This is a genomic window from Embleya australiensis (assembly GCF_051903075.1).
GTDB lineage: Bacteria > Actinomycetota > Actinomycetes > Streptomycetales > Streptomycetaceae > Embleya.
The window spans coordinates 775,909-790,667 of record NZ_CP182423.1 but is presented as its reverse complement, the minus strand read 5'-3'; the positions used below and the strand labels follow the sequence as shown (position 1 = coordinate 790,667).

Genomic DNA, 14,759 nt, shown 5'->3' with positions numbered 1-14,759 from the left:
TACGCAACACCAGGAATGAAACGGGCAATTCTCCATCTAAGCCGCATAAATGCCGCCCTGTCGGGCCTGCCCCAGCGTCGAGGAGGTCGACCATCACCGGAAAGGCCGATGCCGGCATGTCCAAAACCACGTGTCCGTGTTCGTCGGGTTCGCCGACCGCATGTCGTCGGGTGAGCGCGTGGCGAGGGTGTGCGGGGGTTCCGCAGAATAGGGGCGAATTCCCGGGGGCCGGCGATCGAGGTGAGGGTGGATCACATGACCGATGACGCGGACACCGGGCTCGTGCCTCCCGCGCGGACGCGACACGAGACGGACGTCGTGGGCAACGCCGAACTGCGCCGCCTGCTGGCCGGTCTGACCGCCGTACGCGACGGCGACTTCGGCGGCCGACTACCCGACGACGGGGACGGCCTGCTCGGGGAGATCGCCGGGGTGTTCAACGGCATGGTCGACCAGCTGGCGCTGTTCACCTCCGAGGTCACCCGGGTGGCACGCGAGGTCGGGTCGGAGGGCACCCTCGGCGGTCAGGCGCTCGTGCCGGGCGTGTCCGGGACGTGGGCCGATCTGACCGACTCGGTGAACGCGATGGCCGGGAACCTCACCACCCAGGTCCGCGACATCGCCCAGGTCGCCACGGCCGTGGCGCGCGGCGATCTGTCGCAAAAGATCGACGTGGACGCGCGCGGCGAGATCCTGGAGTTGAAGGAGACCGTCAACACGATGGTCGACCAGCTCTCCTCCTTCGCCGCCGAGGTCACCCGGGTGGCGCGCGAGGTCGGCAGCGAGGGGCGTCTGGGCGGACAGGCGCAGGTGCCCGGCGTCGGCGGGGTCTGGCGCGACCTGACCGACTCGGTGAACTTCATGGCCGGGAACCTCACCGATCAGGTGCGCAACGTCGCGCAGGTGACGACGGCGGTCGCGCTGGGGGACCTGTCGCAGAAGATCACCGTGGACGCGCGCGGCGAGATCCTGGAGCTGAAGAACACCATCAATACGATGGTCGACCAGCTCTCGGCGTTCGCCGACGAGGTCACCCGGGTCGCCCGGGAGGTGGGTACCGACGGGCGTCTGGGCGGTCAGGCCGACGTCAAGGGCGTCTCCGGCACCTGGCGCGACCTGACCGACTCGGTGAACTTCATGGCCGGCAACCTCACGTCCCAGGTACGGTCCATCGCCCAGGTCGCCACGGCGGTGGCGCGCGGCGACCTGTCGCAGAAGGTCCGGGTGGACGCGCGCGGCGAGATCCTGGAGTTGAAGGAGACCATCAATACGATGGTCGACCAGCTCTCGGCGTTCGCCGACGAGGTCACCCGGGTCGCCCGGGAGGTGGGTACCGACGGGCGTCTGGGCGGCCAGGCCGACGTCAAGGGCGTCTCCGGCACGTGGAAGGACCTGACCGAGTCCGTCAACGTGATGGCGGAGAACCTGACCGCGCAGGTGCGCTCCATCGCCCAGGTGACCACCGCCGTCGCGCAGGGCGACCTGTCGCAGAAGATCCGAGTGGACGCGCGCGGCGAGATCCTGGAGTTGAAGGAGACCATCAACACGATGGTCGACCAGCTCTCCGCGTTCGCCGACGAGGTCACCCGCGTCGCCCGCGAGGTCGGCACCGAGGGCAACCTCGGCGGGCAGGCGACCGTGCGCGGCGCGTCCGGCACCTGGAAGGACCTCACCGACAACGTCAACGTGATGGCGTCCAACCTCACCGGCCAGGTGCGTTCCATCGCCCAGGTCGCCACCGCCGTGGCGCGTGGCGACCTCTCCCGCAAGATCACCGTCGAGGCCAAGGGCGAGGTGGCCGCCCTCGCCGAGGTGATCAACACCATGGTCGACACCCTGTCCGCGTTCGCCGACGAGGTCACCAGGGTCGCCCGCGAGGTCGGCACCGAGGGCATCCTCGGCGGTCAGGCCCGCGTACCCAACGTCGCCGGGACCTGGAAGGACCTGACCGACAACGTCAACTCGATGGCGAACAACCTCACCGGCCAGGTCCGCAACATCGCCCTGGTCACCACCGCGGTGGCCAACGGCGACCTGTCGAAGAAGATCGACGTGGACGCGCGCGGCGAGATCCTGGAGCTCAAGACCACCATCAACACGATGGTCGACCAACTCTCCTCCTTCGCCGCCGAGGTCACCCGGGTGGCGCGCGAGGTCGGCAGCGAGGGACGACTCGGCGGACAGGCCGAGGTCGAGGGCGTCTCGGGCACCTGGAAACGCCTGACCGAGAACGTCAACGAACTCGCCGGCAACCTCACCCGCCAGGTCCGCGCCATCGCCGAGGTCGCCAGCGCCGTCGCCGAAGGCGACCTGACCCGCTCGATCACCGTCGACGCCTCCGGCGAGGTCGCCGAACTCAAGGACAACATCAACGCGATGGTCGGCTCGCTGCGCGAGACCACCCGCGCCAACGAGGAACAGGACTGGCTCAAGTCCAACCTCGCCCGCGTGTCCGCGCTCATGCAGGGCCACCGCGACCTGGCCGTCGTCGCCGAACTCGTGATGGACGAACTCACCCCCCTGGTCGGCGCCCAGTACGGTGCCTTCTACCTCGCCGAGGACGGCGCGACCGGAACGGGGCTGCGCCTGATCGGCTCGTACGGGCTCGGCGCGGACGACGGCCACGCGACGCACATCCCGCCCGGGCGCACCCTGGTGGGCCAGGCCGCCCGCAGTCGGCGCACCATCGCCGTCGACGACGTCCCCACCGACTACGTGGTCTCCTCCGGACTCGGCCGCGCCGCGCCCACCGCGCTGATCGTGCTGCCGATCGTGGTCGAGGACCAGGTGCTCGGCGTCATCGAACTCGCGTCGATCACCGCGTTCACCCCCGCACATCGCGACTTCCTCGACCAGTTGATGGAAAACGTCGGCGTCAACGTCAACACCATCGTCGCCAACGCGCGCACCGACGAACTCCTCGCCGAATCCCAGCGCCTGGCCGGCGAATTGAGCGTGCGCTCCGAGGAACTGCAGCACCAGCAGGAGGAACTCCAGCACTCCAACGAGGAACTGGAGGAAAAGGCCGCGCTCCTCGCGACGCAGAACCGCGACATCGAGGCCAAGAACCTCCAGATCGAACAGGCCCGGCAGGAACTCGAGGACCGCGCCCGCCAGTTGACCCTCGCCTCGAAGTACAAGTCGGAGTTCCTGGCGAACATGAGCCACGAACTGCGCACACCCCTCAACAGCCTGCTCATCCTCGCCCAACTCCTCGCCCAGAACCCCACCCGCAACCTCAGCCCCAAACAGGTCGAATACGCCGGCATCATCCACTCCGCCGGTTCCGACCTGCTGCAACTGATCAACGACGTCCTCGATTTGTCCAAGGTCGAGGCCGGCAAGATGGACGTACACACCGAACGTGTGTCGCTGCGCCGACTCCTCGACTACGTCGAGGCGACGTTCCGGCCGATGACCACACAAAAGAGTCTGACCTTCGACATCACCATCGGCCCCGGCGTACCGGCCGACCTGCTCACCGACGACTCACGCCTGCGGCAGATCCTGCGCAACCTGCTGTCGAACGCGGTCAAGTTCACCGACCGCGGCCACATCGCGCTGCGCATCGAACCGGCCACCGAGCACGAGGTCCCCGCCGGCGTACCGCGCGGTGACGCCGTCGTGGCCTTCCGCGTGCGCGACACCGGGGTGGGCATCGCCGAGCACCAACTCGAGACGATCTTCGGCGCGTTCCAACAGGCCGACGGCACCACCAGCCGCAAATACGGCGGAACCGGCCTCGGACTGTCGATCAGCCGCGAGATCGCCAACCTGCTCGGCGGCGCCATCACCGCCGAGAGCACCCCCGGACAGGGCAGCGTCTTCACCCTGTACCTGCCCGCCGTACACACCGCCGCCGCCGCCGCCACCGCCGCCGTCGGCCCGGCGTTCGTCACACACCCCCCGGCCCTCGACGCCTCCGGTACCGACGCCGATCCGCAGCCGCGCTCCCTCGAACCCGCCGCGCCACCCGCCCGGCGGCGCGTACTCGTGCTGGAGGAACGCCCACAGGGTTTGTTGAGCCTGGTCACGCAAAGCGCCGTGGCCGACATCGCGACCGGCGGACACGACGGTGCCGGCGGGCCGGGCGTCGACGTCCTGACCGTCGTGGACGCCCAGGAAGCCGCCGCCACCCTCGCCGCCGCACCCTGTCACTGCGTCGTCCTGGACCTGGACATGCCCGACGGCCAGGCACTGACCCTCCTGGACGCCCTCGACGCCGACAGCGCCTCCGCGAACGTGCCCGTCCTGGCCCACAACACCCGTCGCCTGCCCCGGGAACAGACCCGCGCCCTCCAGACCCGCGCCGACACCAAACCCCTGGAACTGCTCGCGGGCCTGGACGAACTCCGCGAACGCATCACCCTGCACCTGTCCGCCGAACAGCCCGGTGACGTGCTGCCCCTGGTCCACGCCACCGAACGCACCCACCACGCGGCACCGACCCTCGACGCCGCCCTCGCCGACCGCACCGTCCTGATCGTCGACGACGACACCCGTAACCTGTACGCCCTCAGCAGCATCCTCGAACTCCACGCCGTCAACGTCCTCCACGCCGAGAACGGCCGCGAGGGCATCACCACCCTCGTCGAACACCCCGAGGTCGACCTGGTCCTGATGGACGTGATGATGCCCGAGATGGACGGCTACGCCGCCACCGCCGAAATCCGCCGCATGCCCCGCTACACCGACCTGCCGATCATCGCCGTCACCGCCAAGGCCATGCCGGGCGATCGCGACAAGAGCCTGGCCGCCGGGGCCAGCGACTACGTCACCAAACCCGTCGACACCGACCACCTGCTCGCAGTCCTCCGCCGCCACCTGCTCCCCTCCTGAGAGCACCCCGCCGGTCGACCCCGCCCGACGTCCTCGCCTTCGGGAGTGAACCCATCGTGAGCAACACCGCACCCCCACCCGAGACATCCCACCGGGAGGACGGCGACGCCCCGACGGGCCCGCACACCGTCACCGGGAACGAGATCGCCGCCGTACCACCGCGCGGCGAGAGCGCCCCGGACCACACGTCCGCCGTGGGCCGCCTCGCCGCGACCGTCGAACGCCTGCGCCACGAGATCCGCGCCGCACACGCCCAAGCGGACGGTCGCGCCCTGATCGAGACGGCCAAGGGCATCCTCATCGAACGCCTGCACTGCAGCCCCACCGAAGCCGCCCGACAACTCGCCACCCTGGCCGACCACGCGGGCGTGAGCGTGATGGAACTCGCCGCCGACATCCTCGACCGCACCGCCGCGGACCGCCTCACCGAAGCCGCCTGCGACTTCGTCACCGAAACCGCCGCCCCCGCCACACCCCCCGACGGCAAGACCGTGAGCATGCGCCTGCGTACCGCGGAAAGCGGCGCCTGTGCCGCCGACGACACCCAGGCCGTGGCCCGATCCCTGCTCGAACACGCCCTCGCGCCCCTGGGCGCCACCGCCGTCGCCGTATGGGCCATCGCCTCCGACGCCTCCCTCACCCTCGCGGGCAGCGCCGGATTCACCGACCACGAGGCCACCCGCTGGCGACACGTCCCACCCGGAGTGGCGACCTTCGCCCGCCAGGCGCTCGCCGATCTCGACTGGACCTGGACCTCCGACCTGTCCCGGTCCGGAACACCCTCCATCGGCCGACACGACCTCACCGGCGCCCGAGCCGCCGCCCCGGCGGGCACCGGCGGCCGGATCCACGGCATCCTGGAAATCTGCTGGCCGAATCCGCTGCCCGAACAACCCCCGCGCCTGCGCCGCCAGATCGAGGCACTGGCCGAACTGTGCGCGCACACCCTCGAAACCCACCCGGTCCCCGGCGACCCCACCGTCACACACCCCGCCACGATCGACCTCGTCGAGATCGCCGACTGCCTCCACGACCCCGCCCTGGTGCTCGTCCCGCACGTGGACGAGCACCGGCAACTCGTCGACTTCCGGGTGCACCACGTCAACGCGCGCTTCCTCGACCCCGCCGGACGCCCGGCCAATCTGATCCACGGCGCCCTGCTCCTGGAGGCCTACCCCCTCGCCGCGACCCCCGGCGGGCTGTACGACATCGTCGAGCGTGTCCACGCCACCGGCGAGTCCTACCGCGCCGAAAGCGTCACGCTCACCGCCCTCGTCGACGACGTCCGCCTCGACGCGATCGCCGACGTCGCCGTCAGCCGCCACGCCAACGCCATCCTGCTCGTCTGGCGCATCGAACACGAGGCGGCCCGCCTGGCCCGGCTGCTCCAACACGCCCAACGACTGGGCCGCATCGGCGGCTTCGAGGAAGACCTCGCCACCGGCGCCGTCACCTGGAACGACTCCCTGTTCGCGCTGCACGGCCTACCGACCACCGCCCTCCCCGTGGCTCTGGCCGACCTGCCGAACCACGCACACCCCGACGACACCGCCGCGCTCGCCCGATTCCTGCACACCCTGGTCCACCGCCGCCGCCACGCCACCGTGTCCTTCCGCCTGGAACGCACCGACGGTGTCACCCGACGCATCCGGATCGTCGCCGAACCGGTCCTGGACTCCGACGACCGCCTGCTGGCCATCCGCGGCGCCTACCAGGACGTCTCCGCCCAACACTGGACCGAGGTCGCCCTCGCCGCGACCCGCGACCGCCTTGCGCACAGCGAACAACAGGTGGGCGAACAAAACCGCCTCGCCCGGCAGCTTCAGCACGCGATCATGCCGTCCACCCCCACCCCGCTGAACGTCGAAGGACTCCAGGTGGCCGTGCGCTACCGCCCCGCCGAATCCGACACCGCCGTCGGCGGCGACTGGTACGACGCCCTCGTCCTGCCGTCCAAGAAGATCCTGCTGTGTGTCGGCGACGTCGCCGGACACGGCATCCACGCCGCGACCAGCATGATCGTGCTGCGCAACGCGCTACGCGGCCTGGCCATCACCGGCGCCGGCCCCGCGCAGCTGCTCACCTGGCTCAACACCGTGACGCACCATCTGACCGACCAGGTCACCGCCACCGTCGTGTGCGCCCTGTACGACCCGAGCACGCGCACGATGCGGTGGGCCCGTGCCGGCCACCTGCCCCCGGTGTGGATCCGCGACGACACGACGCAACGCCTGTCCCTGCTCGACGGCCCCCTCCTCGGTGCCTTCGCCGAGGCCGGCTACGCCGAGGAAGAGATCCACCTCGCCCTGGGCGACACACTGCTGCTCTACACCGACGGCCTGATCGAACGCCGCGACCACTGCCTCGAAAGCTCCCTCGACCAACTCCTGGCCGCCGCACGCGCCGTCACCGCCACCCTGGACGAACGCCTCGACCGACTCCTCACCCACAGCCGGGCGGACACCGACGACGACACGTGCGTGGTGGGCATCCAGATCACCTGACCCGACGCGTGGGCCGGGGCGGTCGTGTGGAGGTGCGAATGACTCCCGCATTCTTCACGGCCGTCCCGGCTTGTTTCACTCCTACCCGGAGAGTTGGTTTTCATTTCGGGGTGCGGTGGTGTTTTCAGGTTTTCCGACGGGCGAGTGCCGCCTCGGACGCATAGGGAAAAGGGTGGGGTGTGGGTCGACCCCGATTTATCGGGTCGACCCACACCCCACCCTGTCGATGACACGGTGGGAACCATGTCGTTGCCGGGGTCTACCAGCGGTACCACCGGCCGCGCCGGCCGCCGGTGCCCGCGGAGCGGAATATGAAGCCCAGGGCCCACACGACCAGGACGATCACGGCTATCCACCACAGGGCCTGGAGAGCGAAGCCGGCGCCGAAAAGGATCAGGGCGAGAAGCAGGACGACCAAAAGGGGAATCATTGTTTTACCTCCGCCCCACGTCTGCCCCACCCTGGAGGGCGCATTCCCCGGAATAGGCGCGTTTCGCGGGGTCTTTCCCGGAAAGGATCCGCCGTTCGCTCCGTCTCGTCGGCCCGGCGGGCGGGCGGGTGTCGCGCGGCGTCAGGTGCGGATGTCGACATGGATGCTCTTGCCGTGCGGGTGGTATTCGACGGTCCACCCGGGGGCGAGGGTGTCGAGGACACGCAACCCGTGCCCGCCGTCGGGGCCGGGGGTGCGGCGGACGGGCGGGTTCGAGGATGTGTCGGTGACGGTCAGGCGTACGCCGTGAGGGATGGGCGTCAGGGTGAGCACGGCGCCGGCGTCGGTGTGGCGCAGCGCGTTGCCGACGAGTTCGGAGGTCACCCACATGGCGGTGTGGATACGTTCATGGGCCCAGCCCCAGTCGGTGAGGGAGTCACGGACCGCGTGACGGACCAGGCGTAAGGCGCCCGGTTCGGGCGGCACGTTCCAACGGATCGTCTCGCGAAGGCGGGGTGATGCGGGTGGTTCGTCGACCATGTCGATCTCCGGCGGTGGCCTCGGCGTCGAGGGACGGAGCATCCCTGCCCACAATCGACGATCCCAACTGCCCGGGACGGACGGCCTTCATCCCCCTTCGCCGGCCGCCGTGTCACCGGGCCCCTTCGGGGTTCGTCGCCGCGGTCACGGCAGGGAGGCGCCCTCGTATGCGCACAGCACCGCGCGTACCGACCGCCTCGCGGCGCATCCGCCACGATGCCCGCGCAGCAGGTTCCACGCGAAGCAGACCACCATCGCGCCCGCGATGACGCCCAGGATCGCGACGGCCATCATCGGACTGTAGGCGACGGAGGTCATCGCGCATGCGATGGCGATCGTCACGAGACCCCACCCGCCGGCCCGCAACACCGCCCACCACCCGACGCTTCCGGGATGCCGGCCCCGCCGCTCCTCGGCGAAGACGTGCCGCCCGGTGGCGCACAGCGTGTTGTCGACCCTGTCCAACTGCGTCATGGCCGCTCCCCCTCGCGAGTGCCCGCTGGTACGACCGAGTATCGGCGTGCCCTCCGCCCCGGGACGCACCGCCACAATCCTGTTACGCGCTGTCACACGATCGTGACGAGCGCACCGGACGGTACCTGGCAGGATGCCGGGCATGACGGGAGCCGAGGAGCCGGAAGAAGTTCGTCGGGCACGGTCGTTCGGGGCCGCGGCGGACGCCTACGAGCGTGGCCGCCCGCCCTACCCGCCGGAGGCGGTGGCCTGGCGGGTGCCCCGGGACGCGCGAACCGTGGTCGACGTCGGCGCGGGTACGGGCAAGCCGACCCGGGCGCTGCGGGCCGCGGGCCGGGAGGTCGTCGCGGTGGAGCCCTCGGCCGGGATGCGCGAGCAGTTCTCGCACGTGCTTCCCGACGTGCGGGTCCTGGACGGGACCGGGGAGTCGATCCCGCTTCCGGATTCGAGCGTGGACGTTGGACGAGCGACCGCCGTCAGTGCTCGCCGCTCCTGGTGAGGGGGAGGCCGGCGAGGATGCGTTCGCGGAGGACGGCGCCGCGGACGCCGATGTCGGTGAAGTCGTCGGGCTCCGGTGTACCGGTGACGAGTAGTTCGGGGACCAGGAGGTCGGCGAGCGGGGCGTCGGGGGTCGGGTCGACGAGGCCGCCGATGTCCTCGGCAGCGAGGTCCAGGTAGGCGGGGGCGAGGGTCCGGCCGTACAGGGTGCCGCCGATCAGGTCGGGGCAGAACTCGTTGCGGAAGATCGACACGGTCGCGCGTACGTCGCCGTGGATCATCACGAGTTTGTCGGTCATGTCGCCGGTGACGGAGTCGGCGGTCACGTCGCCGAGGACGATCAGTTTCGTGTCGCCCGCCAGGTAGATGTCCCGTGCCCGCAGATTCCCCAGGACGATCAGGGCGGCGTTGCCGGCATCGATGTCGACTATGGCGCCGTCGACGGTCAAGTCGCCGTCGATGATGTATCCGGTCGCCGCCTCGGGCGCACCCTGTGCCCACGGCGTGCGCTCATGCTCGTCCAGGGGAAGTTCCCCGGTCACCGTGGCGGGGCCCGAGACGAGGATGTACTCCTCCTCGTACAGGTTCTCGTACGTGCTCTCCGGCAGCCCTCGGCGCTCGAACAGGGCCACGGCGTCGTCCCAAGGCAGGTATTCGCATCGCATGCGCCGAACCGTAGTACGGGGTTCCGACAGCCGCGCGCGGGCGCTCACCGTGTGACGAGTGCCCCCGCGCGGCCGTCGCCTCGTCAGCCGGTCGCGCGTACCGCTTCGCGGATCAGGTCGGCGACCTCCTTGGGGCGGGACACGGCCACGGCGTGCGAGGCGCCCTCGATCTCGACGATCGTCGCCCCGGCCCGCTGGGCTCCGAAGCGCTCGACCTCGGGGTTGATCGCCCGGTCCGCGCCGGCCACGAGCGCCCAGGAAGGCTTGGTCTTCCACGCGGCGGCCGAGGCCGTCTCCGTGAAGGCCGAGGTGGCCAGCGGACGCTGCGCCACGGCGAGGACCCCGGTGGCGGCGGCCGGGACGTCGGCGGCGAAGATGTCCGGGAACGCCTCGGCCTTGATGGTGACTTCGACGGCAGGCTCCGCCCCGTCCGTGGGGTACGTCGCCTCCTCGAGGTTGTCGACGAGCGGCGACAGGGGGAAGCGGCCCTGCAACTCGCCCAGGCTCTCGTCCTCTTCGGTGACGTAGGCCGCCACGTACACCAGCCCGACGACGTTGTCCGCAACGCCTGCCACGGAGATGATCGCACCGCCGTAGGAGTGGCCGACGAGCACCACCGGACCGTCGATCCGAGCAACCACCGACGCGATGTACGCGGCGTCGGACGCCAGGCCGCGCAGCGGGTTCGGCGGCGCGAGCACGGGGATGCCGTGGTTCTGCAGTTCCGCGATGACTCCGGTCCAACTGGCGGCGTCCGCGAAGGCCCCGTGCACGAGCACGGCTGTGGGGGTGGGATTCGTGGTCATGTTCGGGTTGTTCTCCCTGTTGTCGGGGGTCGGCGGAGGTTGTCGGCGGTCGACGTCGAGCGCGGTGTCAGCCGCTGTGCAGCGCGGTGAGCAGCGTGCCGGCGGCCAGCGTGATGGCGGCCTGGGCGGCGTGCGTCTCGCGGAGGGCGTTGAGCATCACGAAGTCGTGGATGATGCCCTGGAAGCGGACGGCGGTGACGGGGACGCCGGCTTCGCGCAGCTTGTTGGCGTACGCCTCGCCCTCGTCGCGCAGCACGTCGGCCTCGCCGGTGATGACCAGGGCCGGCGGCAGGCCGGAGAGCTGGTCGACGCCGGCCCGCAGCGGGGAGGCGGTGATCTGCGCGCGCTGCGCGGGATCGGTCGTGTACTGGTCCCAGAACCACTGCATGCCGTCGCGGCGCAGGAAGTAGCCCTCGGCGAACTGGTGGTACGACGCGGTGTCGAAGTTCGCGTCGGTGACCGGGTAGAACAGCACCTGCTGCACGAGCGGGACGTCGCCGCGTTCCTTGGCCATCAGGGTCAGCGCGGCGGTCATGTTGCCGCCGACGGAGTCGCCGGCGACGGCCAGCCGCGAGCCGTCCAGGTTCTTGGCCGCACCCTGCCGCACGATCCACTGCGCGACCGCGTAGTTCTGCTCGATGGCGACCGGGTAGCGGGCCTCGGGGGAGAGGTCGTATTCGGGGAAGACCACGGCGGCGTTCGCGCCGACGGCGAGTTCGCGTACGAGGCGGTCGTGGGTGTGGGCGTTGCCGAACACCCAGCCCGCGCCGTGGATGTAGAGGATCACCGGCAGGATCCCCCGCACGTCGGCGGGGCGCACGATGCGGGCGCGGACGCTGCCCGTCGGGCCGCCGGAGACGGTGATCCATTCCTCGTCGATCCGCGGCTTGTCGATCTCGCCGGACTGCACCTCGTCGACGGTCTTGCGCCCCTCGGCGGGCGGCAGGTCGAACAGGTAGGGCGGATTGGCGGTCGCTTCGGCGAACGCGGCGGCCGCCGGCTCCAGCACCGGCCGCACCGGCTCCACAACGTCGGACATGCGAATCTCCTGAGTTCCATGTGAGGTTCCGACCCCTCCGGACCAGACACGGAGATCTGCGGGGCCGTCGATCCTCACGCTAGAACCGCGAAGTCGCCGGAGATTGACCGTCCGTGCACCGGGTTTGACCTCACAACGCACGCAAACGGCGGGCGGCGGTGCGCCGGTGGTTCAGGAGTCGCTTCCCAGGGCCCGGCCGATGGCCGCCCGGGAGGTGATCCCGAGCTTGGGGAAGATCCGGTACAGGTGAGCCGAGACCGTGCGCGGCGAGAGTTGCAGCCGCTGTCCGATGTCCTTGTTGGACAGTCCTTGCGCGGCGAGTCGTGCGATGCGCAGTTCCTGCGCGCTCAGTGGGGAGTTCGAGCCCCGGACCGCGCCGACCGGGTCGCCGGCGGCGCGCAGTTCCTGTTCGGCCAGTGCCCGCCATGAGTCGGCGCGGAGCCGACGGAACGTGTGATGGGCCTCGCGCAGCACGTCCCGGGCCTCGGCGCGATGCCGACGACGCAGCCACGAGCCGTGCGCGAGGCGCAGACGCGCCATGTCGAATACCCACTGCGCGGCGCCGGGCACCGCATACGCGTCCCGAAAGCGCGCGTCCGCGACCTGGTCCGGCGCGGTCGACGCGGCGGCCGCGGCGAGCAGGAACGCGTGGTGGTCGGAGATCCTCTCCATCCGGGCGGCTTCGCCGGCCGCCACGTGCGCACGCGCCTCCGCGAGCCGGCCGGTGCGTACCGCCGCCTCGACGAAGTCGAAGAAGACGAGATGGAACCACGGCATGCCGCGCGGCAGCACGCCCGGCTCGGTGAGTTCGGTCAGATGCGCATACGCCTCCTCGTACCGGCCGTGACCCAACGCGGCCAGGCCGCGGAGACGGGTGAGGTTGTCCAGGACGAAGCGCATCCGCGCGGTCGCCGCGACGGGCCGGATCCACCGGTCGACCTCGCGCAGCTCCGCCTCGGCGCCGCGACCCGCGAGGAAATGCGCGTAGTAGAAGCGGAACAACAACGCGTTGTTGCGATAGCCGATGTCGTCGGCGGCCTCCGCCTCCCGCAGGCACAGTTCGGCCGTGTCCCAGTTTCCGCGCAGGAAGTCCTGATAGCGCTCGGCCTTCGCGAGCGAGCCCTGGGTGGCGTAGCCGTGCCGGCCGGTGAACCGACGCCGCAGGTCCGCGTCGGCGGCGTCGACCGCCGACGCCGTCCACAGCGCGAGCCAGCCGTCCCCCGCGGCCTGCTCGTCGCTCATGTCCGTCAGCAGCTCCCGCAGTTCCTCGGCCACGCCGTGCGCGGTACGGGGCGGGTCCACCCACGCGCGGTAGCACAGCCGACCGAGGGGCGACGCCATCGCGAGCCGGCGGTCGAGGGCGTCCCAGCCCCGCGGGTCGTTCGTGAGGGACGTGGCGAGCAGCAGCTTGAAATACACCTGCTCGGCCAGGCCCCCGAACGAGTCCGCGCCCGGTTGCGCCAACGCCCGCAGGACCTCGGGCAGCAGCGTGAACGACGATTCGAAGTCGATGCGGTGACTTTGATCGACGTACACCACCGCGTAGCCGAACAGCGGGGCGATGTCGGCGGGGACCGGTCCCTGCTTCAGCTCGCCGACGAGCTGCGCCGTGTGGCACAGTCGGCCTCCGCGCGCGGCCATGACGGCGGCCCACGTCAACCGTCGGGCCCGCCGGTCGGGAGCCGGGCTCAGCGCGGCGGCGCGGTCCAGGAGCAGCGCGCCTTCGGCGTCTCCGCCTCGGCGTGCGAGCCGGTGACCGGCGTGTTCGAGGCGCGCGGCCAGGTCCTCGTCGGGGAGAAGGGCCGCGGCGGCCTCGTGCACCAGGCGCCGCGGATCGTCGGGCAGCAGCGTTTCGGCGATCGTCCGGTGTGCCGCCCGCAGGTCGTGGCCCGGGGCGGCGGCGATCACCGCGCTGCGCACCAGCGGGTGGCGGAAGACCAGCGCCTTCGACGCGTCGAGTCGGGCCAGGCCGCTCGCCTCGATGTGCGCGAGCGTGCGTTCCGCGTCGTCGCCCGATACGGCGCGCAGCCATGCGCCGGTATTGCCTGCCGCGGTGCCGCCGCACAGCGCGCTGAGCAGCAGGACACGCAGGGCGTCGGGCGGCAGCGAGTCGATCCGGCCGGCGAACAGGCGTTCCAGACGTCGGCCCAGGGGCAACATCTCGGGCATCGGAAGGAGCCCCTTGACGTGGCCCTCCGCGAGCTGGAGCGGCAGTTCGACCACGGCGAGCGGGTTGCCGTCGGCGGCGTCCAGCACCCGGTTCGCGGCCGTGGCGACCATGGCCGGGTAGCGTCGCCGCAACAGCTCTCCCGCGTCCGCGTGGGCCAGCGCGCCCACCTCGATGGGGTCGGCCGGCCAACCGTCGTGCGCGTCGGCGTCCGCGTCCGCCTCGGGACGCACGGCGCCCACGATGAGCACCGGCAGGTCGGTGACGCGCCGACGCAGGAACGCGAACACCGTCGCGCTGGACGCGTCCACCCACTGCAGGTCGTCGAGCAGGAGGACGAGCGGGCCCGAACGAGCGGCGTCGGCGAGCATCCGCAGGGCCGCCGCGCCCACCGCGAAACCGCCGGGCGGCATGCCTTCGCGCAGTCCCAGCGCCCGGTACAGGGCTTCGGCGTGCTCCGGTACGTCGTCGCCGCCGTCGAGGAGAGGCCACAGGACCTGGTGCAGTGCCCCGAAGGCCAGTCCCTGTTCCGCCTCGGAACCGACGGCACGCAACACGGTGAAGCCGATCTGCCGGGCCTGGGTCTCCGCCCACGCGAGCAGGGCGGTCTTGCCGATGCCGGCGTCTCCGCGCAGCAGGACCCCGGTGCCTCTCCGATCGACCCTGACCTCGTGCAGACTCCGGGCGAGCAGCGCCTTCTCGCGCTCGCGACCCACGAGGTCGTGGGCGCTTCGCTCCCGGCCGTCCACTGCCCGTCTCCCTTGTCATGGTTTCGCGCCCTCGGGCGGCCGGGACGG

10 protein-coding genes are annotated in these 14,759 nt (G+C 70.9%); 3 read left to right on the top strand and 7 right to left on the bottom strand.

Features of this window, described 5'->3' with window-relative positions; translation table 11 throughout:
- The first annotated feature begins 255 nt into the window (after positions 1-255).
- The gene (locus tag ACMXN5_RS33620; RefSeq protein WP_439678670.1) at positions 256-4,839 is read left to right on the top strand and encodes a HAMP domain-containing protein; all 4,584 of its coding nucleotides are present in this window, start codon (positions 256-258) and stop codon (positions 4,837-4,839) included.
- Between the two features lie 56 nt (positions 4,840-4,895).
- Complete coding sequence (locus ACMXN5_RS33615; protein ID WP_439678669.1) at positions 4,896-7,343, top strand: SpoIIE family protein phosphatase; 2,448 nt, start codon at positions 4,896-4,898, stop codon at positions 7,341-7,343.
- 259 nt (positions 7,344-7,602) lie between these two features.
- Here ACMXN5_RS33615 and ACMXN5_RS33610 read toward each other — a convergent pair whose 3' ends face one another.
- The 3 genes from ACMXN5_RS33610 to ACMXN5_RS33600 all read right to left on the bottom strand — a co-directional run bounded on the left by ACMXN5_RS33610 (position 7,603) and on the right by ACMXN5_RS33600 (position 8,787).
- Positions 7,603-7,773, bottom strand: coding sequence for a DUF5670 family protein (locus ACMXN5_RS33610; protein ID WP_078981957.1), 171 nt, complete (start codon positions 7,771-7,773; stop codon positions 7,603-7,605).
- Positions 7,774-7,914: 141 nt separating this feature from the next.
- Positions 7,915-8,313, bottom strand: a complete 399-nt coding sequence (locus ACMXN5_RS33605) for an ATP-binding protein (protein WP_439678668.1) — start codon at positions 8,311-8,313, stop codon at positions 7,915-7,917.
- A 144-nt stretch (positions 8,314-8,457) separates the two neighbouring features.
- Positions 8,458-8,787 (bottom strand): hypothetical protein, encoded by a 330-nt coding sequence (locus ACMXN5_RS33600; protein WP_439678667.1) that lies wholly within the window; start codon positions 8,785-8,787, stop codon positions 8,458-8,460.
- A 142-nt stretch (positions 8,788-8,929) separates the two neighbouring features.
- On the opposite strand from ACMXN5_RS33600, the gene ACMXN5_RS33595 reads away from it, so the two are divergent.
- Positions 8,930-9,286, top strand: a complete 357-nt coding sequence (locus ACMXN5_RS33595) for a class I SAM-dependent methyltransferase (protein ID WP_439678666.1) — start codon at positions 8,930-8,932, stop codon at positions 9,284-9,286.
- On the opposite strand, the gene ACMXN5_RS33590 is transcribed toward ACMXN5_RS33595, so the two are convergent.
- The 4 genes from ACMXN5_RS33590 to ACMXN5_RS33575 all read right to left on the bottom strand — a co-directional run bounded on the left by ACMXN5_RS33590 (position 9,264) and on the right by ACMXN5_RS33575 (position 14,711).
- Positions 9,264-9,950: a hypothetical protein gene (locus tag ACMXN5_RS33590; RefSeq protein ID WP_439678665.1), complete on the bottom strand. Its 687-nt coding sequence runs from the start codon at positions 9,948-9,950 to the stop codon at positions 9,264-9,266. The two genes, ACMXN5_RS33595 and ACMXN5_RS33590, sit on opposite strands and share 23 nt — an antisense overlap.
- An 83-nt stretch (positions 9,951-10,033) precedes the next feature.
- The gene (locus ACMXN5_RS33585) at positions 10,034-10,756 is read right to left on the bottom strand and encodes an alpha/beta fold hydrolase (protein ID WP_439678664.1); all 723 of its coding nucleotides are present in this window, start codon (positions 10,754-10,756) and stop codon (positions 10,034-10,036) included.
- Between the two features lie 67 nt (positions 10,757-10,823).
- The gene (locus tag ACMXN5_RS33580) at positions 10,824-11,795 is read right to left on the bottom strand and encodes an alpha/beta hydrolase (protein ID WP_439678663.1); all 972 of its coding nucleotides are present in this window, start codon (positions 11,793-11,795) and stop codon (positions 10,824-10,826) included.
- Between the two features lie 171 nt (positions 11,796-11,966).
- Positions 11,967-14,711 carry a helix-turn-helix transcriptional regulator gene (locus ACMXN5_RS33575; protein WP_439678662.1) on the bottom strand — a complete coding sequence of 915 codons (2,745 nt, stop codon included), beginning with the start codon at positions 14,709-14,711 and terminating at the stop codon, positions 11,967-11,969.
- Positions 14,712-14,759 lie beyond the last annotated feature (48 nt).

Bases quoted from the DNA above. Each gene is read 5' to 3' on its own strand.
- ACMXN5_RS33620 (WP_439678670.1), top strand. From the start codon at position 256: ATGACCGATGACGCGGACACCGGGCTCGTGCCTCCCGCGCGGACGCGA.
- ACMXN5_RS33595 (WP_439678666.1), top strand. From the start codon at position 8,930: ATGACGGGAGCCGAGGAGCCGGAAGAAGTTCGTCGGGCACGGTCGTTC.
- ACMXN5_RS33580 (WP_439678663.1), bottom strand. From the start codon at position 11,795: ATGTCCGACGTTGTGGAGCCGGTGCGGCCGGTGCTGGAGCCGGCGGCC.
- ACMXN5_RS33590 (WP_439678665.1), bottom strand. From the start codon at position 9,950: ATGCGATGCGAATACCTGCCTTGGGACGACGCCGTGGCCCTGTTCGAG.
- ACMXN5_RS33600 (WP_439678667.1), bottom strand. From the start codon at position 8,787: ATGACGCAGTTGGACAGGGTCGACAACACGCTGTGCGCCACCGGGCGG.
- ACMXN5_RS33610 (WP_078981957.1), bottom strand. From the start codon at position 7,773: ATGATTCCCCTTTTGGTCGTCCTGCTTCTCGCCCTGATCCTTTTCGGC.
- ACMXN5_RS33605 (WP_439678668.1), bottom strand. From the start codon at position 8,313: ATGGTCGACGAACCACCCGCATCACCCCGCCTTCGCGAGACGATCCGT.
- ACMXN5_RS33585 (WP_439678664.1), bottom strand. From the start codon at position 10,756: ATGACCACGAATCCCACCCCCACAGCCGTGCTCGTGCACGGGGCCTTC.